The sequence below is a fragment of the Streptomyces sp. NPDC058773 genome (assembly GCF_042746015.1).
Lineage (GTDB): Bacteria > Actinomycetota > Actinomycetes > Streptomycetales > Streptomycetaceae > Streptomyces.
In genome coordinates this window covers 63,653-84,671 of record NZ_JBHYPE010000027.1, presented here as the reverse complement: position 1 = coordinate 84,671, position 21,019 = coordinate 63,653, and the positions used below count along the sequence as shown (strand labels likewise).

Sequence of the window (21,019 nt, the reverse complement as noted above, 5' to 3'; positions counted from 1 at the left end):
ACACGTAGGCTCGGGCTACCGCACCAATCGTTGTCGTATGGCAGGAGTCACGTCGTGATCCCCGGTGGTCAGCCCAATATGCAGCAGCTGCTTCAGCAGGCCCAGAAGATGCAGCAGGACCTCGCGGCAGCCCAGCAGGAACTGGCGGAGACACCCGTCGAGGGTTCCGCGGGCGGCGGTCTGGTCAAGGCGACGGTGACCGGCTCCGGAGAGCTCCAGGGCCTGGTCATCGACCCCAAGGCGGTCGACACCGACTCCGCGGAGGAGACGGCCGAGACGATCGCCGACCTCGTGCTGGCGGCGGTCCGGGACGCCAACGCCAGTGCCCAGCAGCTCCAGCAGCAGAAGCTCGGCCCGCTCGCCCAGGGTCTGGGCGGTGGCGGAATCCCCGGTCTCCCCTTCTGAGGAGCAGCCAACTAGCGTACGCATCACGGCAGAAGAGAAAGAAGACGTTCCGTGTATGAAGGCGTGGTCCAGGACCTGATCGACGAGCTGGGCAGGCTGCCCGGTGTCGGTCCCAAGAGCGCGCAGCGGATCGCCTTCCACATTCTTCAGGCCGAGCCGACCGATGTCCGCCGGCTCGCGAACGCGCTGATGGAGGTCAAGGCGAAGGTCCGGTTCTGCGGTACCTGCGGCAATGTGGCGCAGGAGGAGCAGTGCCGGGTCTGCCTGGACCCGAGGCGCGATCCGGCGGTCATCTGCGTCGTGGAGGAGCCCAAGGACGTCGTGGCGATCGAGCGGACCCGCGAGTTCCGCGGTCGCTACCACGTCCTCGGTGGGGCGATCAGCCCGATCGAGGGCGTGGGCCCCGACGACCTGCGGATCAGGGAACTGCTGGCCAGGCTCGCGGACGGAACCGTCACCGAGCTGATCCTGGCCACCGACCCGAATCTGGAGGGCGAGGCCACGGCCACGTATCTGGCCCGCATGATCAAACCCATGGGCCTGAGAGTGACGCGACTGGCGAGCGGACTGCCGGTCGGCGGCGATCTGGAGTACGCGGACGAGGTCACGCTGGGGCGGGCCTTCGAAGGGAGGAGACTTCTCGATGTCTGATGCCACGCTGCACAACGCGACACAGGACCCGGACGACTTCGCCGTATCGATCTCCGATTCGATCGAGAGCTTCATCGTCGCGGTGACGGAAGTCGCCAAGGGTGACGAGCCGGACAGCGCGGTGCCCTTCCTGCTGCTGGAGGTCTCCCAGCTGCTGCTCACCGGCGGCCGTCTGGGCGCGCACGAGGACTTCGTCCCCGACGAGCGGTACGAGCCGGACACCGGCCCGGAGCCGGACGTCGACGAGCTGCGCGAGCGCTTCGCGAACCTCCTCGACCCGGTGGACGTGTACTCCGAGGTCTTCGACCCGTATGTGCCGCGCAGCGAGCCGGTCGCCAGCCGGATCTCCGACGACCTGGCCGACATCATCACCGATCTGCGGCACGGCCTGGCGCACTACCGCGCGGGCCGGGTCAGCGAGGCCCTGTGGTGGTGGCAGTTCTCCTACCTCTCCAACTGGGGCCCGACCGCCTCCGCCGCGCTGCGCGCGCTGCAGTCGCTGGTCGCCCACGTACGCCTCGACCAGCCGCTGGACGAGCTGGACGGCCTGGACACCGACAGCGGCGTCAGCGCCGACGAGGAGCGGCTCGCCGAGGAGGCCGGAAAGGTCATGGCGGCCGAGATCGCCGGGCCGCTGGGGCTGCGGGGGATGTGAGCCCGGGGAGCGCGCGGCGGAGCGGAATTCTCCGCCTCCACGGGTGCCCTCGCCGCGCCCGGAGCCTGTGACCTGGGTTACGTTTCCGTGTGTACCGGTTCGGAGCGGGCATGTGCTCGCCGAGCGGGCGCGACGGTGCGCCTTGTGGATCATCCGCCGCGGGACGTGGAACTCCCGAGCCAGGTGATCACGGAGAAACTGCCGTGATCAGTGGTTGAGCCCCACGTCTCACGATGTGGTATCAGCGGGGCGGAGACCGCTTGCTCGTTAGACTGAGCCGACCGCAGTACCCCCATTTCCGGGGGTCCGGGAGGAAACTCCCGAAGAGACAGTTGCGAGGAGCGCACGTGGGCCTTGTCGTGCAGAAGTACGGCGGCTCATCCGTTGCGGATGCCGAGGGCATCAAGCGCGTTGCCAAGCGAGTCGTCGAGGCCAAGAAGAACGGCAACCAGGTTGTCGTGGTGGTTTCGGCGATGGGCGACACGACGGACGAGCTGATCGATCTCGCGCAGGAAGTGTCCCCGATCCCGTCGGGGCGCGAGTTCGACATGCTGCTGACCGCCGGAGAGCGGATCTCCATGGCCCTGCTGGCGATGGCGATCAAAAACCTCGGTCACGAGGCGCAGTCCTTCACCGGTAGCCAGGCCGGTGTCATCACCGATTCCGTGCACAACAAGGCACGGATCATCGATGTCACGCCGGGCCGTATCAAGACCTCCGTCGACGAGGGCAACATCGCCATCGTCGCCGGATTCCAGGGTGTGTCCCAGGACAAGAAGGACATCACGACGCTGGGGCGCGGTGGGTCGGACACGACCGCCGTCGCGCTGGCGGCCGCCCTGGACGCCGACGTCTGTGAGATCTACACCGATGTGGACGGTGTCTTCACCGCCGACCCGCGGGTCGTGAAGAAGGCCCGGAAGATCGACTGGATCTCCTTCGAGGACATGCTGGAGCTGGCCAGCTCCGGCTCCAAGGTGCTGCTGCACCGGTGCGTCGAGTACGCACGCCGTTACAACATCCCGATCCATGTCCGCTCGTCCTTCTCGGGACTGAAGGGCACCTGGGTCAGCAACGAACCGCAAGGGGACCAGCCGATGGAGCAGGCAATCATCTCGGGCGTCGCACACGACACCTCCGAGGCGAAGGTCACGGTCGTCGGAGTCCCGGACAAGCCGGGCGAGGCCGCGCGCATCTTCCGTGCGATCGCGGACTCCGAGGTCAACATCGACATGGTCGTGCAGAACGTGTCCGCCGCGTCGACCGGTCTGACCGACATCTCGTTCACGCTTCCCAAGACGGAGGGCCGCAAGGCCGTGGCCGCCCTGGAGAAGACCCGGGCCGCGGTCGGTTTCGACTCGCTGCGCTACGACGACCAGATCGCCAAGATCTCGCTGGTCGGCGCGGGGATGAAGACCAACCCCGGCGTCACCGCCACGTTCTTCGAGGCGCTGTCGAACGCGGGCGTGAACATCGAGCTCATCTCGACCTCCGAGATCCGCATCTCGGTCGTCACCCGTGCCGATGACGTCAACGACGCCGTGTGCGCCGTGCACACCGCCTTCGGTCTCGACACCGACAGTGACGAGGCCGTGGTCTATGGCGGCACCGGTCGATGATTCCGGCCGAAGCGGGCCGTCCGTCCTTGGCTGACACGCTGAGGACGGACGCCCGTACGGCCGCCAAGCCGCAGCTCGCCGTCGTCGGTGCCACCGGCACCGTCGGCTCGGTCCTCCTGGGCATCCTGTCCGAGCGGGCCGACATCTGGGGCGAGATCCGGCTGATCGACCTCCCCGCGACGGGGGACGACCGGAGCCCGGTCGGCCGCAAGCTGACCGTGCGGGGCGCCGAGGCCGAGGTCGTCGCGCTGAGCGAGGAGGCCTTCGACGGTATCGACGTCGCGATGTTCGACGTCCCCGACGAGGTCTCCGCACAGTGGGTGCCGGTCGCGGTCTCCCGGGGCGCGGTCGTCATCGACAACGCGGGCACGTTCCGGCTCGACCCGGACGTGCCCCTCGTCGTGCCCGAGGTCAATGCGCACGCCACCCGGGTCCGCCCGCGCGGCATCATCGCCAACCCGCACTGCGCCACGCTCTCGATGATCGTCGCGCTGGGCGCACTGCACGCCGAGTACGGGCTGAGCGAGCTGATCGTCTCCTCGTACCAAGCCGTTTCCGGGGTGGGCAAAGCAGGCGTCGACACCCTGCGGTCCCAGCTGTCCGCGGTGTCCGGCACGGAGCTGGGGCACACCCCCGGCGATGTGCGGCGGGCCGTCGGCGACACCCTGGGGCCGTTCCCGGCGCCGATCGCCCTCAACGTCGTGCCCTGGGCCGGCTCGTTCCAGGAGGACGGCTGGTCCTCCGAGGAACTCAGCATCCGGCACGAGTCCCGCAAGATCCTGGGGCTGCCGGAGTTGCCGGTCACCGCGACCTGCGTACGGGTCCCGGTCATCACCACCCACTCGCTGACCGTGCACGCCCGGTTCGAGAACGAGGTCACGGTCGCCGGCGCGCACGAGATCCTGGCCGCGGCCCCCGGCGTCGTCCTCAGCGACGACCCGGCCGAGGGCGAGTACCCGACCCCCGCCGATGTCGTCGGCACGGACCCGACCTGGGTCGGGCGGGTGCGGCGTTCGTTGGACGATCCGCGGGCGCTGGAACTGTTCGTGTGCGGGGACAATCTGCGCAAGGGCGCTGCGCTGAACACGGCGCAGATCGGCGAACTGGTGGCGGCCGAACTCCGGGGGTAGGGCGCGGCGGGGGGCCATTGCCTGGGGGCTTACTGTCTTGGGTGCAGGCTGCGCCGGTGCGTTGTGGGGACCCCGCGCTGCTGCCGGGTCGGGGCGCTGTGTTGCTGTGGTGCCGCGTTGCTGTGGTGCCACGTTGCTGTGGTGCCACGTTGCTGGTTCGGTGAACTGGCGGCTCGGTGCCGGGGGTTCGGCGTCCTGGTCTTTCACCGCCTCCGTGCCCGGTTGGTCCGCATTCCGTGATGGCCGGTACCGGTGGGTGACTTGGTGGGTTCGGCCGTCGTGCACTCAGTGCCTGGGAGATACTTGGCGGAGCGTGTGAAGATTCTGTGAGCGAATCGCCGGTCCACACCCCTTGATCTGGGCTGACGATCCGTTCGACCATTCGCTCCCCGCGCACTGCAACCGGCAGTTGGGCGGGGCGCGTCTTTGTGGCTGCCCTCAGGGGTGGCCCCGGGGTGCCCGCGGGCCACAAGGTGAGCCCTTGGGCGTCGGGGTCTTCGCGTAGGGGCAATCAGGGCATTCAGGAAGAGCTGGTACGCATGAGGGCATTGAATGCATCGTCAAAAGCGGTGCCTTGCGCGTACAACCCTTATAGGGGGAAGCGTGTCCAACAGGCGTGGCAGAGGTACTCGGATTCACCATCGCCCCAGCGGGCGCAGCCGGCGCGGCAGTGCACCCACCGCGCCCCCGTGTGTCCGGGGGCATGCCGGTGATCGCCCCCTGGCCCACCACACGTCCCGCACAGATTCCCCCGCAGCGTGGGGACACTGACGACGCGATGGCAGCGGGCACCACAGTCGACCACCTCACCGAGACCTACCGCGCGCACTACCGCTCGCTGCTCGGTCTCGCCGCACTGCTCCTCGACGACACCGCCTCCTGCGAGGACGTCGTCCAGGAGGCCTTCATCCGTGTGCACTCCGCGCGCGGGCGGGTGCGCGAACCCGAGAAGACCCTGGCCTACCTCCGGCAGACCGTCGTCAACCTCTCGCGCTCCGCGCTGCGTCGCCGCATCCTCGGGCTCAAGCTGCTCTCCAAGCCGATGCCCGACATGGCGAGCGCCGAGGAGGGCGCGTACGACCTGCTGGAGCGGGACCAGCTGATCAAGGCGATGCGGGGGCTGCAGCGCCGGCAGCGCGAAGTGCTGGTGCTGCGGTACTTCGCCGACATGACCGAGGCGCAGGTGGCCGAGACGCTCGGCATATCGCTCGGTTCCGTGAAGGCCTACGGCTCACGTGGCATCGCGGCGCTGCGCGTCGCGATGGAGGCTCCGGCATGAGTGGCACGACGTTCGGCCGGCACCACCCGCACGACACGTGCGGCTCGTACGACACGGGCCGCCCGAGCACCCCGATTTTCCCGAGCACTTCGAACGACCCCATGAAGCACAGCGGCAACCACACCCACGGTCCCGGCCCGGCCGGATCGGCGCGCCCGGGCACTCCGTACGCCCGGCCCCACGAGGCGCCCGGCACGGGTGCGGCTCCCGGCGCGGGGGAACGGCGTGAGCCGGGCGAGCCGGCCGAGCTGCGCGCACAACTCGCCGATGTGGTAGGTGGGCTGTACGCGACGCGTGAGGCGCAAGGGCGTTCTGACGGTGCGCCGGGTGCCGGCGACCGGCCCGGCACCCCCCGCGGGCAGGCGGTGGAAACCGGCCAAGTTTCCGGTATCGGCGATGACATCGCTGTCACGGACGGTGCGGTAGCGGGTGCGGAGGGTGTGGCGGACGCCGGTGACGAGGCCGGCAGCCATGCGTACGGCAGCGACGGCCCCACCGACTCCGGTTTCGGCGGCGGCGCCGGCAACGGCGGTGGCGACGGCCCCGGCCGCAGCCACCCCACCGGTGGCGACTTCGGCGGCGAGGACGATCTCCGACGGCTGCTGCACGCCCGCGTGGGCGACCTCGAACCCGCGCCGGACGCGCTGGAGCAGCTGCGCCGGGCCGTGCCCGCCCGTCGTCAGCGCCGTCGGCATGCCGTCGTCGGCGCCGCGGCCGCGCTGTTGCTCGGCGGTACGTCCATCCCCGCCATGGTCCATGTGGCCCACCTCGCAGGCGGCTCCGAGGAGCGGCCCGCCAATGCGGCGGGCAGCCCGCGCCCCCAGGGCGGCACCGGGGGTGCCCACGGCGAGGGCACCGAGCAGGCCGGTCCGCTGCCGGGCGGCAGGTACGGCGAGAAGCCGGGCGCGGCCGAACCCGCGGGCCGGGGCAAGGCCAGGGAGAAGAACGGCGCGGGCCACGGTGCCGGCGGCGGCATCGTCCCCGCCCCGGACGAGACCATGGAGGTCACCTCGCCGGTCTGCGGGCGCGAACAGCTGGGCCAGGGCACCAGCACGGTCGGCGCGGCGGACGCCACGGGCCGCGTCTACGGCGCGTTCCGGGTGGTCAACACGTCCGCCGCCACATGCTCCGTCGAGGGCGGCGGCACCATCGGCCTGGTCGCCCAGGGCTCCACGAACGCCGACCGCGTCCATGTCGTCGACCACACCTCGGGCGATGACGCCACCGGGCTGCCCGACCCGGCCACCACCCCTGACCAGCTGGTTCTCAAGCCGGGGGAGGCGTACGAGGTCAAGTTCGCCTGGATTCCGGAGTCCGGCGGCGGCACCACCGGCTGCGCCACCCCCGGCCCGACACCGACGCCCGACGCCTCCAAGGACCCGGGGCCGTCGCCGGACGGCGGGACCACGCCCGCCGGTGACGGCGGCAGCCAGGCCGGCGGCACCGACGGTTCCGGCGACGGCGGCGCGTCCGGGAGCATCGTGCTCAGCCACACGCCGGAGGCCGGCGAGCCCGCCGCGGCCGACGCCAAGGTCACGGACGCGTGCGCGGGGACGGTGTACCGCACGGAGGCGGTGGCGGCCCGGTAGGGCCGGACCGCGAGGGGGCGGTGCCGACGCGCCGCTGGGGCACCGTACCGTTGAGGGCGTGTACCGGTTCCTGCTGACCCCGCGGTGGTGGGGGATCAACGTCTTCGCCGTACTGGCGATTCCCTTCTGCATCTTCATGGGCAGCTGGCAGCTGAGCCGCTTCGAGGACCGCGTCGACACCCACCATCAGCAGGAGGACCGCTCCGCACGGGCCAGGACCGCGGCCGCCCGCCCCCTGGAGCAGCTGCTGCCCGTCGACAAGGTCACCTCCGGCCGCCAGGCCAGCGCTCGTGGGCGCTACGACACCGGACACCAACTGCTCGTCCCGGCCCGCACGTTGAAGGACGGGGGCAGCGAGCGGCAGGGCTTCTACGTCCTCACTCTGCTCCGCACGGACGGCGGCAAGGCGCTGCCTGTCGTCCGGGGCTGGCTGCCCGGCGACGCCGGCGCCAAGGCCGACACGGCGAAGGTGCCCGCGCCGCCCAAGGGCGAGGTGACGGTCACCGGCGCGCTGCAGGCCTCCGAGAACCAGGGCACCGACGGCGTACAGGCCGGCGGCGGGCTGGCGCCCGGCCAGCTCGGCATGATCAGCGCGGCGTCGCTGGTCAACATCGTTCCGTACGAGGTCTACGACGCCTGGATCACGCTCACCGACACCCAGGCACCGCTGCGCGCGGTCCCGCCGGCCGCGGCCGAGGGCAGCGGGCTGGACCTCAAGGCGTTCCAGAACCTCGGCTACACCGGCGAGTGGTTCGTCTTCGCCGGCTTCGTCGTGTTCATGTGGTTCCGCCTCTTCCGCCGCGACACCGAGGTCGCCAAGGATGTGGCGCTGGGCATTGGCGTGGGGGACGAGGACGGTGTGGCGCCGGGGAGTGGCGGGCGCTCCAGGGACGCTGTGGGCTCGGGGGACGGCGCGGAGTCGCTCCAGGAACGGGACCCGGCGCAGGGGAACGGCGAGGCGGCCCAGGCCGCGAAGGCCTGAAACGCCTACGGGGCTGCGGCTGCGCCGGGAGGCTGCTACTGCGACGAGGTTGCAGCTGGTCGGAGCGCGTATCACGGTGATAGCCGCAATCGGCTCGGCGTGCCACGGTAGGCCATATGGCAGGCAATGGCGTTCACCCGCACGGCCATGATCATCCGTACGACCACGATGAGGCGCATGGCCATGATCACCTGCACGGCCGGGGCGAAGGGCAGGGGCACGGGCAGGGCCGTCCACATGGCTACGTACCCGGGCACGCGCAGGGCCACGTGCACGGCCCTGCGCACGGTCACGGGCATGAGCCTCCGCACGACCCGCACGACCCCCACCCCTCCGGCCGCCGGGCGCGGCTGCGGCACCGGCTGGCCCACCTGATCACCCCGCACAGCCACGCGGCCACGGACAAGGTCGACGCCGCGCTGGAGACCTCCCGCGAAGGCCTGCGCACGCTCTGGATCTCGCTCGCGATCCTGGGCCTGACCAGCCTGATCCAGCTGGTGATCGTCGCCCTGTCAGGGTCGGTGGCACTGCTCGGCGACACGATCCACAACGGCGCCGACGCACTGACCGCCGTCCCGCTGGGCATCGCCTTCCTGCTCGGACGCCGGGCCGCGAACCGCCGCTACACCTACGGCTACGGCCGTGCCGAGGACCTCGCGGGCGTCGCCATCGTGCTGACGATCGCCGCCTCCTCGGTGTGGGCGGCCTACGAGTCCGTGGACCGGCTGCTGAACCCCCGCGATGTCACACACCTGTGGGCCGTGGCCGTGGCCGCCGTGATCGGATTCCTCGGCAACGAGTGGGTGGCCCGTTACCGCATCCGCACCGGTCGCAGGATCGGCTCGGCCGCGCTCGTCGCCGACGGTCTGCATGCCCGTACCGACGGCTTCACCTCCCTCGCCGTTCTCCTCGGCGCGGGCGGCGCGGCGCTCGGCTGGCGGCAGGCCGACCCCCTCATCGGCCTGTTGATCACCGCGGCCATCCTCATGGTGCTGCGCGACGCCGCCCGGGAGGTCTACCGGCGGCTGATGGACTCCGTCGACCCCGAACTCATCGAAGCCGCGGAGACCGCACTCCGCGCGGTGGACGGCGTGCTCGGCATCGGGCAGGTCCGTATGCGCTGGATCGGCCACACCCTGCGGGCCGAGGCGGACATCGTCGTCGACGCGCACCTGACCGTCGTCCAGGCACACGCCCTCGCGGTCGCCGCCGAACATGCCCTCATTCACGCCGTCCCCCGACTCACCGCCGCCACCGTCCACACGGACCACACCCCTGACGACAGCCCCGGCAGCGCGGACCCACACGCGGCCTTGGCCCACCACCTGCGCCTTTGACCAACCGGGGGCCCCGCACGGGCCCCTCCCGGCGCCCCGCGGAACGCTCAGCTCCTTTCGGTCACATACCGCTGGGCGAAATCGAGTTCCAGGCGGACCTGCTTGATGCGTTCCTCCACGACGAGGGAGCCGTGGCCGGCGTCGTAGCGGTACACCTCGTGCGGATGGCTGCGGCGCTCCAGGCGCTGGACGTAGTTCTCCACCTGCTGGATCGGGCAGCGTGGGTCGTTGACGCCCGCGGAGATGTAGACCGGGGCCCGCACCGCGTCCACATAGGTCAGCGGCGACGACGCCTCGAAGCGCTCGGGGACCTCCTCGGGGGTGCCGCCCAGCAGGGTGCGGTCCATTGCCTTGAGGGCTTCCATCTCGTCGTTGTACGCCGTGACGTAGTCCGCGACCGGAACCGCGGCCAGGCCCACGGCCCAGGCCTCCGGCTGGGTGCCGAGCCCCAGCAGCGTCAGATAGCCGCCCCATGAGCCGCCCGACAGGACCAGCCGCTCCGGATCGGCCAGCCCGGACGAGACCGCCCACTCGCGCACCGCGGCGATGTCCTCCAGCTCGATCAGCCCGACGCGGTGCTTGAGGGCATCGGTCCAGGCGCGGCCGTAGCCGGTCGAGCCGCGGTAGTTGACGCGTACGACCGCGAAGCCGTGGTCCACCCAGGCCGCGGGCGACGAGGCGAACGCGTCGCTGTCGTGCCAGGTCGGACCGCCGTGGATGTCGAACACCGTCGGGAAGGGGCCGTCGCCCGCCGGCTGCTGCACCAGAGCGTGGATACGGCCGCCGGGGCCCTCCACCCAGACGTCCCGCACCGGCACCGAGCCGGGTGCCTTCATGCCGGGCGGGTCCAGTACGACCTTGCCGCTCGTCGACCGCACCTCCGGGGGCTGGGCCGCCGACGACCACAGGAACTCCACCGTGCCGTCCGGTCGCGCGGTGGCGCCCGAGACCGTGCCGGCCGGGGTCTCGACCCGGGTCAGCGGACCGGCGGCCCCGTCACCGGTGCCGCCCGGCGTCGTGCCCAGCTCGTAGCGCCACAGTTCGCTCCGTGCCTGGTACTCGTGCTCCACCAGCAGCGCCGACCCGTCGGGGTACCAGTCGGCACCCACGTCTCCGGGGAGGTCGATGTCCAGGGCCGTCTCGGCACCCGTCAGCGGGTCCCAGATCATCGGCTCCCAGCGGCCCCGCCGCTGATGTCCGACCAGCAGCCGGGCGTCCCCGTCCACCGGCGCGAAGCCCATCACGGACAGGCCCAGCTCCTCCGTCCCGCCCTTGGTGTCGTCCAGCTCCGCGACCGTGGAGCCGTCGGGCCGGACGACGCGGATCGCGGAGTGCATCGCGTCGCCGTGCTCGGTGTGCTCCAGGGCGATCAGCGAGCCGTCGTGCGAGAGGTCGCCGACGCCTGCGGACTCGCGGTGCCGGTAGATCTCCACCGGCGGCTCACCGGGCCGGACGACATGGACCGTCGAGCCCTCCTCGTCCGTCGAGCAGCCGACGACCGCGGTCCCGTCCCGGCCGATCGCCAGTCCGCCCGGATACGCGGGGTCGATACCCGGGGTCGCCGGCTCGTCCGGGCCGCCCTCGAACGGCTGCCGCATCCAGACGCCGAACTCGTCGCCGTCGGTGTCCGAGAACCACCAGATCCACCGGCCGTCCGGCGACAGCGTCCCGTCCGTGGTGCCGTTCGGCCGGTCCGTGGCCTGCCGCTGCGCGCCGGTGGCCCGGTCCCAGGCATAGAGCTCGAAGGTGCCGGTGGCGTTCGAGACGAACAGGGAACGGTCCGGGGCGTCCTCGGCCCAGTCGGGCAGCCCGATCCGCGGCGCCCGGAAGCGCCTCTCCCAGTCCGGCATCGCACCGTCCGCGCCGCCGGAATCCGCCGGGCCCCTCGTCGACCCGTCCGCCCCCACTATCGGGCCGGCCGGGCCCGTCGTCGTCCCGGCCGGGTGCAGGGGGTCGGTCGTCGAAGGGTGCGGAGCGGTGGCGTCGTGGCCTGGGGCTGGGGTCGTCTCGTCAGTCATGGGCCCATTCTGCGCCCGGCGCCGGAAATCCGTTGGCGAGGGCCGCAAGGCTGTGGATAACTTCGCCGAATGCGAGGAATTACCGGTCCCGAGGATTGGCGGGAGGTCAATCGGGCCAGGTGGGACGAGCGCGTCGCCCTCCACACCGCGAGCGGTTATTACGACCGGGACGGATTCCGGCGGGCCCGGGACGTGCTGCGTGACTTCGAGATCGCCGAGGTCGGGGACGTCACCGGCCGCTCCCTGCTCCACCTCCAGTGCCATTGCGGGCAGGACCACCGCTTCCCGGGCGACCGCCCCCGCACCCCTCTCATGTAAGCGCTGCGGGCCGGCCGCCCGCGCTGAAGCGGCCGGGCCCGCGCCCCGCACCGGCCGACGCCTGCCCCCCCGGCAGGCAAGCCCCCGAGGACCGGGGTCCGTGCGGAGGATCTCCCGCACGGACCCCGCCTCCTCCTCAGGCCTCCGAACGGCCCGCCCCCGTCACCCCAGCCGCAACGGCAGGGTCTCCAGTCGCCAGCTTCCGGGCACCTGTGTCCGCTCCAGTTGTTCCGGTGCGACGCCCAGGGACACCTCCGGGTAGCGCGCGAAGAGCCTGCCGAAGGCGACCTCGCCCTCCTGTTTGGCGAGGGTGGCGCCCAGGCAGTAGTGCATCCCGTGGCCGAAGCCCACATGGTTCTCCGCGTGGCCGGCGGGGTGCCGGGTCACGTCGAGGCGTTCGGGGTCGGTGTAGTGGCGGGGGTCGAAGTTGGCCGACACCAGGATCAGTTGCACGGCGTCGCCCTTGCGGATCGGCGTCCCGGCGACCTCGACGTCCTCGGAGGCGTACCGCAGCTGGGTCAGATGCACCGGCCCGCACCAGCGCAGCAGTTCATGGACGGCGCGCGGCAGCAGCGCCGGATCGTCCTTGACCAGCCGCAGCTGGTCGGGGTGGGTCAGCAGCGCCGCCGTGCCGTTGCCTATGAGGTGGGCGGTGGTCTCGTGGCCCGCCAGGACGAGCGTGAGGACCATGGTGACCATCTCGACGTCGCTGAGCCGGCCGCCGTCGTCGTCATGGGCGCGGATCAGCTCGCTGAGCAGATCGTCGGTGAGCGCGCCGCGCCGTTCGCGGATCAGCTCATGGATGTGCTCGATCATCGGCGGGAACGAGGTGCGGAGCCGCTCCGGCTCCAGCGAGACCAGATCCGCACCCCACTTCCGCCACTGCGGACGGTCCGCCTCGGGAATGCCGACCAGTTCGCAGATGACGGTGATCGGCAGGGGGTAGGCGAAGTGCTTGATGAGGTCGACGACACCGTCCTCGGCGTGCTCGGGAAGCCGGGCCAGCAGCTCGTCGGCGATCTGCTCGACCCGCGGCCGCAGGTCGGTGATCTTGCGCGCCGTGAACGCGCGGGACACCAGCCGGCGCAGCCGGGTGTGGTCGGGTGCGTCGTTGTTGAGGATCGATCCGAGCAGATACGGCCGGAAATGCTCGGGCAGCCCCATCATGTCCAGCAGCCTGGCCAGGGGGCTCTCGTCGACCGAGTGCCCCAGGGAGGGTGCGGCGGGATTGTTGACGAACCGCTGGTCACGCAGGACCTGTCGGACGTCGTCGAAGCGGGTCACGAGCCAGACGGGGGAATCGTCCATGAACCGGCCCCGGACGACCGGGCCTTGTTCCCGCAGTGCGCCGTAACCGCCGAACGGATCGGTGATCAGCGCCGGGTCCATCACATTCGGCTCGCCGGGGTGTTTCCCGACATGTGCGGCGAACGGGGAGCTGGATAATGCCGACATCTTTCGATCTCCTCCGGGTTGGGAGTCGGCCCGGACGGTTCCGGGTGGGACCCGGCCGGACCAGGGCGTGGACGTGGCGCTTTTCTCTCGGGGAACGCGTGGGAGCGGCCGTGGGCGGATGTCCGTCAGGCGGTGCCGGCCGGGTGGATTCCGTACCGTGGAGCCGGCGCCGTGCGGTCCCTCTCGGGCGCCCCATTGCGGGGAGTTCCGCCCGGAAGACCGCCGGACGAATCCGGCGCGGCGGGAAACCAGCTCACGGGTCCACCCCGTGAATCCGTCCGCACCGGAATCCGCCGCACGGACTCAGTCGCGTATCTGCCGGCGCATCTCCTGTACGCAGAGTTCGGTGAAATGCTCGTAGACGTCGATGATTTCGGGCGCGGCCGCCGCCGCGGCGGCGCGCAGACGGGCGGTGGCAGCGGACTCCGGTCCGGAACCGGGGCCCGGTTCGGAGCCGGAGCCCAGGTCAGCGGCCGGTTCCAGGCCGGCGCCCAGGTCGTGGGCGGTGCCGGGGACCGGGACGGCCTCGGCCGGCACCTCCAGTGCGCTCCGGATGGTGCGGGCGAGGATTTCGGTGCGCAGCTCCAGGCTGTCCGGGGCGCGGCCGGCGAGCAGCGACTCGGAGAGAAAGAAGCCGGTGGAGGTCGCCAACAAGGCGTATTGCTGGTGTTGTACGTCGGTGTCGTCGCGCACCAGGCCGTGCGCGCGGAGCACTTCCAGATGGCGGCGCAGATTCCGGTCGCCCTGCGACATCAGCTCCGCGAACTCATTCCTGGCGGTGTCGTGGAGCCGGCCGAGGATATCGCCGTCGTCGCTGTACAGGGCGCGCAGAACCGGTTCGTTCTGGAAGGCGAGGAACTGCCGGCTCATCATCCGGCTCGGCAGAATCTCCAGCGCATCCGCCCGCAGCCGCGCCAACTGCCGGTGATGAATACGGAATTGCGCCTTCAGCATCACGGCGAGGAACAGGGAGTCCTTGGTCTTCCAGTGCAGATAAACCGTGCCCTTGCCGACTTTGGCGCGCCGGGCGATCTCATCGATGGTTACTCGCCCGTAGCCCCAGGCGAGCAGCAACTCCCCCGCCGCGTCCAGGATGCGGTCGGCGCGCTGCGCTCGTTCCACGTCGTCCCCCTCCGGCTTCGTGACCGGATTTCAAATCTGGTCACACAGTCAAAGTTAGGCCGGACGAGGCCCGTGGAGAAGGGTGTTTTCGGCCAGCGGCCGGAACGTCACTCAGGGGCGGCCGGGTGTTACAACACTCTCAGCCCGAGGGGGTGGAGTGCCGCGTTGCAGAGGTCGCAATACCGGGCAAACGTCACGTGAAATACCTGCCTGACCTGGTCAAATGCTCACAGTTCGCGTCGGCTTGAGGGACCGTCAGGGGGCTTGTCATCGCGGTGACGGGACGGGGTCGCGGGCCGCTGCCCGAGATCCGTGATGGGTACACTCGCCGACCATGTGTGAGGGCAGCCGGAACGCAGAACGGCAGAAAATACGTGCTTCTCAGTCGGGTGCCGACGCTTCCGTCCGGCACGGGGCGGTGCTGCGCACCGCGGCCGCCGCGACGGCCACCGGCGCCGCCGTCCGAAGAGTGCCCGCTCCGGCCCCGCCCGAGGTCACCTCGGTCCCGACGTGAGGCGCCGCTCGAACCGCGGCCGGCACGCGCAGTCCCGTGACCCCCGCGGTCACTGGCTGCTGCTGATCCTCGTACTGCCCCTCGCCTTCGGCGCGTTGTTCTTCGAGGGCTGGACCACCCATGAGGTCGACGCCGCGAAGACCCGGCGTGACTGCACCACACCGGTGCCGCGCGCGGTGGACAAGGGTGGCCCGGTGGTGCGCCTCAACGGTGACCGGACGAAGTCCGCCGGCATGCCCGCCCGCACCGTGGCGCTCACCTACGACGGCGGCCCCGACCCCGTATGGACGCCACGCCTGCTCGATCTGCTGCGCAAGCATCATGCGCACGCCACCTTCTTCCTGCAGGGCTCCGAGGCCGCCCAGCACCCGGCCCTGGTGCGGCGCATCCAGGCCGAGGGTCACGAGATCGGGTCGAACACCTACACCGGTGCGGTCATGGGCTCGGCCTCGTCGGTCCGGGCGCGGCTGGAGCTGTCGCTGACGCAGGGCGCGCTGGCGGGCACCGCGGGCATCCACACCAATCTGCTGCGGCTGCCGCAGACCACCGCGGTGGACACCATGTGCGGCCCGGAGTGGAAGGCCGCCCAGCGGGCCGCCGCGGACGGCTACACCCTGGTGGCCGCCGACCGGTGGTTCCGTAAGCCGGCGCAGGGCGTGATCCGGCAGTTCAGCCAGAACGACGTCGCCTACAGCGAGACCGAAAAGCTGCTCGGCAACCCCAGGATCGACAAATTCACCACGGTCACCTTCGGGACCGGACTGCCCGCGGCCGACACCCCGGCCACGCCCCTGGACCAGTGGGTGGGCAAGGCGCTGGTCGGGGTCAAGATCCTCGGGCACGCCTTCGTCGGCGGGATGACCTGGGTGCTGGGCATCGGCGGCGTCCTGGGAGTGCTGCGGCTGGCCTCGCTCGTCTTCTTCGCCCGCGCCCATGTCCGGCGGCTGTCCCGCATCCGGCCGGGTTCCCCCTGGCTGCGTGAGGTCACCGAACCGGTCACGGTCCTCGTCCCCGCCTACAACGAATCCGCGGGCATCGAGTCCACCGTCCGCTCGCTGCTCGACTCCACCCACCCGCATCTGCAGATCATCGTGATCGACGACGGGTCGACGGACGACACGGCGGACATCGCCGCCCTGATCGACGACCCCCGGGTGGAGGTGATCCGCCAGCCCAACTCGGGCAAGGCGGCCGCCCTCAACACCGGTCTCGCCCATGCCCGGTACGACATCGTGGTCATGGTCGACGCCGACACCGTCTTCGAGCCGGACGCCATCCAGCGGCTCATCCAGCCGCTGGCCCACCCGGCGGTGGGCGCGGTCAGCGGCAACACCAAGGTCGGCAACCGTAGTCGGCTGCTGGGGCGCTGGCAGCACCTGGAGTACGTCTTCGGGTTCAACCTCGACCGCCGGATGTTCGAGGTGCTGGAGTGCATGCCGACGGTCCCGGGCGCCATCGGTGCCTTCCGCCGGGACGCGCTGATGGGCGTCGGCGGGGTCAGCGAGGACACCCTCGCCGAGGACACCGATCTGACGATGGCGTTGTGGCAGGCCGGCTGGCGGGTGGTCTACGAGGAGTCCGCGATCGCCTGGACCGAAGTGCCCACCTCGCTCAAGCAGTTGTGGCGGCAGCGGTACCGCTGGTGCTACGGCACCCTCCAGGCCATGTGGAAGCACCGCCGTGCCGTCGTCGAGGTGGGCCCGGCAGGCCGCTTCGGACGCCGCGGGCTGAGCTACCTCACGCTCTTCCAGGTCGCCCTGCCGCTGCTCGCGCCGATCGTGGACGTCTTCGCCCTCTACGGGGCGCTCTTCCGCGGCCCGGTGCTCTCGGCCGGGGTGTGGATCGGCTTCCTCGCCCTCCAACTGGCCTGCGCCGGATACGCGTTGAAGCTCGACGGCGAGCCGGTGCGGGAGCTGTGGGCGATGCCGCTCCAGCTCTTCGTCTACCGGCAGCTGATGTATCTGGTGGTCATCCAGTCCGTGGTGGCCTTCCTGCTCGGCACCCGGCTGAAGTGGCAGCGTATGCACCGCTCCGGCACCGCCGCGCAGCACATCGGCCAGGCGGTCACGTACGAGAGCCTGCCGTCGTCGAGATGACCGCCGGCGGCGCGCCCCGCGGATGTCCGCCCGGACCGGGACCGGGCGGACACCCGGGCGCCGGCCGGGCGCTCCCCGGTGCCGTCCCGCCCGCAACTCCCCTCCCGCAGCGCACATTTAGCGCATTCGGCCCTTTCGTTTGTGCATATCCCCACACACCGGTTCCCGAAGTGGACATGAGCATGCAGACTTCCGCGCATGACTGAATGGCTGGAGGGGCCGCACGACGGGAACTGGCGCGGCGGCGAAACGCAGGCGGAGTACGTCGGCACCGGGGAGTTCTGGTACCCGGCCGACCCCGCGCAGCAGGTGTACACGCCCGAGGTGCATACGCCTCTGGCGTACGGATCGCAGGCGTACGGGTCTCAGGTGCAGGGGACTCAGGTGTATGCGCCGCAGGAATTCCCGTCCCAGGAAAACCCGTTTCAGGCGTACGCGCCGCAGGAGCACCCGCCCCGGATGCAGATGCCGCAGGAGCAGCCGGCTCAGGCGTATGCGTCACCGGTGCAGTGGCCGCAGGAGCACCCGGCTCAGGTGCACACGCCACCGGTGGAGTGGCCGCAGATGCACCCGCCGCAGGTGCTCACTCCGCAGGTGCACCAGGCGCCGCCGCTGGACCTTGAGGCGCAGGGCGCGGAGCTGCCGGCCCCGGTGCCCCCACCCCGGTTACACACACAGCCCGGCCGCGGACGGCCCCCCGTCCGCACCGGCCGTAAAGGCCCTGGCGACGGGAACGGTGACGGTGACGACGGCCGCGGCAGGCGCACCACGCGCCCTCCCCGCAAGCGCCGCCGGACGGTCCGGGTGCTGATCGTCCTGTCCACCGTGCTGGCCGTGGGCTCCGCGGGCACCTATGTCTGGGCGGACACCGAACTCCACCGCGAGGTCGACCTCGACAAGATCGCGGACCGCCCGCCGGAGGGTGGCGGTACCAACTACCTGATCGTGGGCTCCGACAGCCGGGTGGGACTCTCCGACCGCGCCAGGAAGAACCTGCACACCGGCGGTTCGGCCGACGCGGGACGCCGTACCGACTCAATGATCATTCTGCACACCGGTGAACACGGGGCGTCGATGGTGAGTCTCCCGCGTGACTCATGGGTGACCATCCCGTCGCACATCCGCCCCGAGACCGGCAAGCACTACCGCGCGTCGAAGAACAAGCTGAACGCGGCGTTCTCGTTCGGCGGCCCCGATCTGCTCGTCCGGACCATCGAGCACAACACCGGCGTGCACATCGACCACTACACCGAGATCGGCTTCGCGGGCTTCGTCGGCATCGTGAACGCGGTCGGCGGGGTGCCGATGTGCCTGGACCGCGACATCAAGGACAAGAAGTCGGGCGCCAACCTGAAGAAGGGCTGCCACACGCTCGACGGCCGTACGGCGCTCGCCTTCGTCCGTCAGCGCCACCAGGAGGCCAAGGGCGACCTGGGCCGCAGCCAGAACCAGCAGAAGTTCCTGGCCGCCCTCGCCCACAAGGCCGCCACCCCGGGCGTGCTGCTCGATCCGGGCACGGTCTACCCGACGATGAGCGCGGGCCTCGGCACCCTCATCGTGGACAAGGACACCGGCCTGCCGAACCTCACCTCGCTCTTCAAGGCGATGAAGGGCGTCACGGAAGGCGACGGCAAGCGGCTCAACGTCCCCGTGGCGAGCCTGGGTTTCCCGACGTCCAAGGGCAGCGCGGTGCTGTGGAACAAGCGCAAGGCGCAAGAGCTGTTCAGCGAGCTGAGCAGCGACCGCCCGGTGACCGTCGGAGACAAGAACTGACCGCCGGCTCCGCCCGCCCGGCACGGCCGCGTCCGGGTGGGCGGACGGGCCGTCCCCGCTACAGAAACAGCCCCCAGGCCCCGTCGAGCGACCAGCTCTGCCAGCTCATGGCGCACAGCGCGCCGACGGAGATCAGCACCATCATCAGGTTCTGCCCCTGCTCCGCCCAGTCGTGGATCATCAGCACCAGGTAGACCAGATTGAGCACCGCTCCGGCGATCAGGGCTATCGGTGTCAGAAGGCCCACGATCAGGCCGAGCCCGAGAGCCAGTTCCGCGTAGGCGACGAGGTGAGCCATCAGCCGGGGGTGGGGCTTCACCAGGCGGTCGAAGCCCTTGCGGACCGCGGGCCACCGGTGGTCGGCCGCGATACCGGCCGCCCAGGTGATGCCGCCGCCCGCGAACCAGCTCTTCTTGTCCTTGTGGCGCCAGCTCTCCAGCCACCACAGCCCGAGGCCGATCCGGAGGACGGCGAACCACTCGGCACCGCTGAGCCAGACCGTCTGCATGCTGCCCCCTCGACTCTCCGTACCTGAACTGACGATGCGTCAGTTCAGCGGACGCCGGGCGATACCGCAAGAGGCGGGAGTTCCCGGCCCTGCCTTGTCGTCACAGGGGGGAGCCCATAACCTCCGAACTGATGGGTCGTCAGATACGGACGCCGGTGTCGGCCCGAGGGCGTGAACTCGGCGGCAGCAGCAGTTGGGGGTACAGCGTGAGCAGCAACCAGACCGGCACGGCGGAGCTCCCCAGGGTCATCAGCGTGGATGACCACGTGATCGAGCCCGCGCACCTCTTCAGGACCTGGCTCCCGAAGAAGTACCAGGACAAGGGGCCCAAGCCCTTCACGGCCGGCATCGGCGAGCTGGCGTACGTCGGCGGGAAGTACCGGTTCACGACGGACCCCGAGGGCCAGGTCACGGACTGGTGGGAGTACGAGGGGCTGATCTTCCCGTACAAGCGCATCATCGCGGCCGTGGGCTTCTCCCGCGACGAGATGACGCTGGACGGGATCACCCGGGAGCAGATGCGGCGCGGGTGCTGGGACCCGAAGGCCCGGCTGGCCGACATGGACCTCAACCATGTGGAGGCCTCGCTCTGCTTCCCGACGTTCCCGCGGTTCTGCGGACAGACCTTCGCCGAGGCCGAGGACAAGGAGGTCGGGCTCGCCTGCGTCCGGGCGTACAACGACTGGATGGTGGAGGAGTGGTGCGGGGACAGCGGCGGCCGGCTGATCCCGCTGTGCCTGATCCCGCTGTGGGACATCGAGCTGGCGGTCGCCGAGATCCGGCGCAACGCGGCGCGCGGGGTGCGCGCGGTGACCTTCAGCGAGATCCCCACCTACCTGGGGCTGCCGTCCATCCACTCCGGCTACTGGGACCCGTTCTTCGCCGCCTGCGAGGAGACCGGCACGGTCGTGAACATGCACATCGGCTCGTCGTCCCAGATGCCGGCGGCCTCCCCGGACGCACCGCCCGCCGTGCAGGCCTCGCTGAGCTTCAACAACGCGATGGCCTCGATGATGGACTTCCTGTTCAGCGGCGTCCTCGTGAAGTTCCCGCGGCTCAAACTCGCCTACAGCGAAGGCCAGATGGGCTGGATTCCGTACGCCCTGGAGCGCGCCGACGACGTCTGGGAGGAGCACCGGGCGTGGGGCGGGGTCAAGGACCTCATCCCCGAGCCCCCGTCGTCCTACTACTACCGGCAGATCTTCTGCTGCTTCTTCCGGGACAAGCACGGCGTCGACTCGATCGAGACCGTGGGCGTCGACAACGCCACCTTCGAGACCGACTACCCGCACGTCGACTCGACCTGGCCGCACACCAAGCAGGTGGCGGCCGAGCACGTGGCCGGGCTGTCCGAAGACGTCACGTACAAGATCCTGCGCGGCAACGCCATCCGGATGCTGGACCTGCCTTTCGACCGGGACTGACCGGGCGCGCCGGGCGCCTGGTGCCCGGCGCCCCGCGGCCGGCGAGTGGCGACCCGCGCCACCGCGCGCCGCTCCCGTACGCGCCCCGGAACGCCGCCGCGTACGGCGCCGGCCACACCGGGGGTGCCCGGCGCCGTACGGGAG

17 protein-coding genes and 1 pseudogene are annotated in these 21,019 nt (G+C 70.7%); 13 read left to right on the top strand and 5 right to left on the bottom strand.

Annotated features, from left to right (window positions below):
- Positions 1 to 54: 54 nt before the first annotated feature.
- From ACFW5B_RS22885 to ACFW5B_RS22850, 8 genes are all read left to right on the top strand, one after another.
- Positions 55 to 405 carry a YbaB/EbfC family nucleoid-associated protein gene (locus tag ACFW5B_RS22885; RefSeq protein ID WP_078889642.1) on the top strand — a complete coding sequence of 117 codons (351 nt, stop codon included), beginning with the start codon at positions 55 to 57 and terminating at the stop codon, positions 403 to 405.
- 51 nt (positions 406 to 456) lie between these two features.
- Positions 457 to 1,056, top strand: a complete 600-nt coding sequence (recR, locus tag ACFW5B_RS22880) for a recombination mediator RecR (protein WP_018089931.1) — start codon at positions 457 to 459, stop codon at positions 1,054 to 1,056.
- Positions 1,049 to 1,711, top strand: coding sequence for a DUF5063 domain-containing protein (locus ACFW5B_RS22875; protein WP_386442518.1), 663 nt, complete (start codon positions 1,049 to 1,051; stop codon positions 1,709 to 1,711). Before recR ends, ACFW5B_RS22875 begins: the two co-directional genes overlap by 8 nt.
- A 347-nt stretch (positions 1,712 to 2,058) precedes the next feature.
- Positions 2,059 to 3,330, top strand: a complete 1,272-nt coding sequence (locus ACFW5B_RS22870) for an aspartate kinase (RefSeq protein ID WP_386442516.1) — start codon at positions 2,059 to 2,061, stop codon at positions 3,328 to 3,330.
- Positions 3,327 to 4,460: an aspartate-semialdehyde dehydrogenase gene (locus ACFW5B_RS22865; protein WP_386442513.1), complete on the top strand. Its 1,134-nt coding sequence runs from the start codon at positions 3,327 to 3,329 to the stop codon at positions 4,458 to 4,460. Before ACFW5B_RS22870 ends, ACFW5B_RS22865 begins: the two co-directional genes overlap by 4 nt.
- A 616-nt stretch (positions 4,461 to 5,076) precedes the next feature.
- A complete protein-coding gene (locus ACFW5B_RS22860; RefSeq protein WP_386442509.1) occupies positions 5,077 to 5,739 on the top strand; it encodes a SigE family RNA polymerase sigma factor in 663 nt (220 codons plus the stop codon).
- On the top strand, positions 5,736 to 7,328 hold the full coding sequence (locus ACFW5B_RS22855) for a hypothetical protein (RefSeq protein WP_386442506.1): 1,593 nt from the start codon (positions 5,736 to 5,738) through the stop codon (positions 7,326 to 7,328). The genes ACFW5B_RS22860 and ACFW5B_RS22855 overlap by 4 nt, the downstream gene beginning before the upstream one ends.
- Before the next feature lie 58 nt (positions 7,329 to 7,386).
- On the top strand, positions 7,387 to 8,310 hold the full coding sequence (locus ACFW5B_RS22850) for an SURF1 family protein (protein ID WP_386442504.1): 924 nt from the start codon (positions 7,387 to 7,389) through the stop codon (positions 8,308 to 8,310).
- A gap of 71 nt (positions 8,311 to 8,381) precedes the next feature.
- On the opposite strand, the gene ACFW5B_RS22845 is transcribed toward ACFW5B_RS22850, so the two are convergent.
- Positions 8,382 to 8,603, bottom strand: a complete 222-nt coding sequence (locus tag ACFW5B_RS22845; RefSeq protein WP_386442501.1) for a hypothetical protein — start codon at positions 8,601 to 8,603, stop codon at positions 8,382 to 8,384.
- A 57-nt stretch (positions 8,604 to 8,660) separates the two neighbouring features.
- Between ACFW5B_RS22845 and ACFW5B_RS22840 the strand changes: the two genes are divergently transcribed.
- On the top strand, positions 8,661 to 9,647 hold the full coding sequence (locus ACFW5B_RS22840) for a cation diffusion facilitator family transporter (protein WP_386442574.1): 987 nt from the start codon (positions 8,661 to 8,663) through the stop codon (positions 9,645 to 9,647).
- A 47-nt stretch (positions 9,648 to 9,694) separates the two neighbouring features.
- On the opposite strand, the gene ACFW5B_RS22835 is transcribed toward ACFW5B_RS22840, so the two are convergent.
- Positions 9,695 to 11,497, bottom strand: coding sequence for a S9 family peptidase (locus ACFW5B_RS22835; protein WP_386442571.1), 1,803 nt, complete (start codon positions 11,495 to 11,497; stop codon positions 9,695 to 9,697).
- A gap of 237 nt (positions 11,498 to 11,734) precedes the next feature.
- Between ACFW5B_RS22835 and ACFW5B_RS22830 the strand changes: the two are divergent.
- Positions 11,735 to 11,941 (top strand): annotated as a pseudogene (locus tag ACFW5B_RS22830) (SAM-dependent methyltransferase); the annotation flags it as partial.
- Between the two features lie 204 nt (positions 11,942 to 12,145).
- Here the strand turns inward: ACFW5B_RS22830 and ACFW5B_RS22825 are convergent.
- Entirely contained in the window at positions 12,146 to 13,438 is a 1,293-nt protein-coding gene (locus ACFW5B_RS22825; RefSeq protein ID WP_386442498.1) for a cytochrome P450, read from the bottom strand.
- Between the two features lie 303 nt (positions 13,439 to 13,741).
- Positions 13,742 to 14,560, bottom strand: coding sequence for a TetR/AcrR family transcriptional regulator (locus ACFW5B_RS22820; protein ID WP_386442495.1), 819 nt, complete (start codon positions 14,558 to 14,560; stop codon positions 13,742 to 13,744).
- Positions 14,561 to 15,070: 510 nt separating this feature from the next.
- Here ACFW5B_RS22820 and ACFW5B_RS22815 point away from each other — a divergent pair.
- Positions 15,071 to 17,170 carry a bifunctional polysaccharide deacetylase/glycosyltransferase family 2 protein gene (locus ACFW5B_RS22815; RefSeq protein ID WP_386442492.1) on the top strand — a complete coding sequence of 700 codons (2,100 nt, stop codon included), beginning with the start codon at positions 15,071 to 15,073 and terminating at the stop codon, positions 17,168 to 17,170.
- 198 nt (positions 17,171 to 17,368) lie between these two features.
- On the top strand, positions 17,369 to 18,943 hold the full coding sequence (locus ACFW5B_RS22810) for an LCP family protein (RefSeq protein ID WP_386442490.1): 1,575 nt from the start codon (positions 17,369 to 17,371) through the stop codon (positions 18,941 to 18,943).
- A 58-nt stretch (positions 18,944 to 19,001) separates the two neighbouring features.
- Here ACFW5B_RS22810 and ACFW5B_RS22805 read toward each other — a convergent pair whose 3' ends face one another.
- Positions 19,002 to 19,451, bottom strand: coding sequence for a DoxX family membrane protein (locus ACFW5B_RS22805; protein WP_386442487.1), 450 nt, complete (start codon positions 19,449 to 19,451; stop codon positions 19,002 to 19,004).
- Between the two features lie 131 nt (positions 19,452 to 19,582).
- Here ACFW5B_RS22805 and ACFW5B_RS22800 point away from each other — a divergent pair, with 131 nt between their 5' ends.
- Complete coding sequence (locus tag ACFW5B_RS22800; protein ID WP_386442484.1) at positions 19,583 to 20,875, top strand: amidohydrolase family protein; 1,293 nt, start codon at positions 19,583 to 19,585, stop codon at positions 20,873 to 20,875.
- Positions 20,876 to 21,019: the final 144 nt, after the last annotated feature.

Bases quoted from the DNA above. Each gene is read 5' to 3' on its own strand.
- ACFW5B_RS22855 (WP_386442506.1), top strand. From the start codon at position 5,736: ATGAGTGGCACGACGTTCGGCCGGCACCACCCGCACGACACGTGCGGC.
- ACFW5B_RS22875 (WP_386442518.1), top strand. From the start codon at position 1,049: ATGTCTGATGCCACGCTGCACAACGCGACACAGGACCCGGACGACTTC.
- ACFW5B_RS22865 (WP_386442513.1), top strand. From the start codon at position 3,327: ATGATTCCGGCCGAAGCGGGCCGTCCGTCCTTGGCTGACACGCTGAGG.
- ACFW5B_RS22805 (WP_386442487.1), bottom strand. From the start codon at position 19,451: ATGCAGACGGTCTGGCTCAGCGGTGCCGAGTGGTTCGCCGTCCTCCGG.
- ACFW5B_RS22825 (WP_386442498.1), bottom strand. From the start codon at position 13,438: ATGTCGGCATTATCCAGCTCCCCGTTCGCCGCACATGTCGGGAAACAC.
- ACFW5B_RS22810 (WP_386442490.1), top strand. From the start codon at position 17,369: ATGACTGAATGGCTGGAGGGGCCGCACGACGGGAACTGGCGCGGCGGC.
- ACFW5B_RS22835 (WP_386442571.1), bottom strand. From the start codon at position 11,497: ATGCCGGACTGGGAGAGGCGCTTCCGGGCGCCGCGGATCGGGCTGCCC.
- ACFW5B_RS22800 (WP_386442484.1), top strand. From the start codon at position 19,583: ATGGGTCGTCAGATACGGACGCCGGTGTCGGCCCGAGGGCGTGAACTC.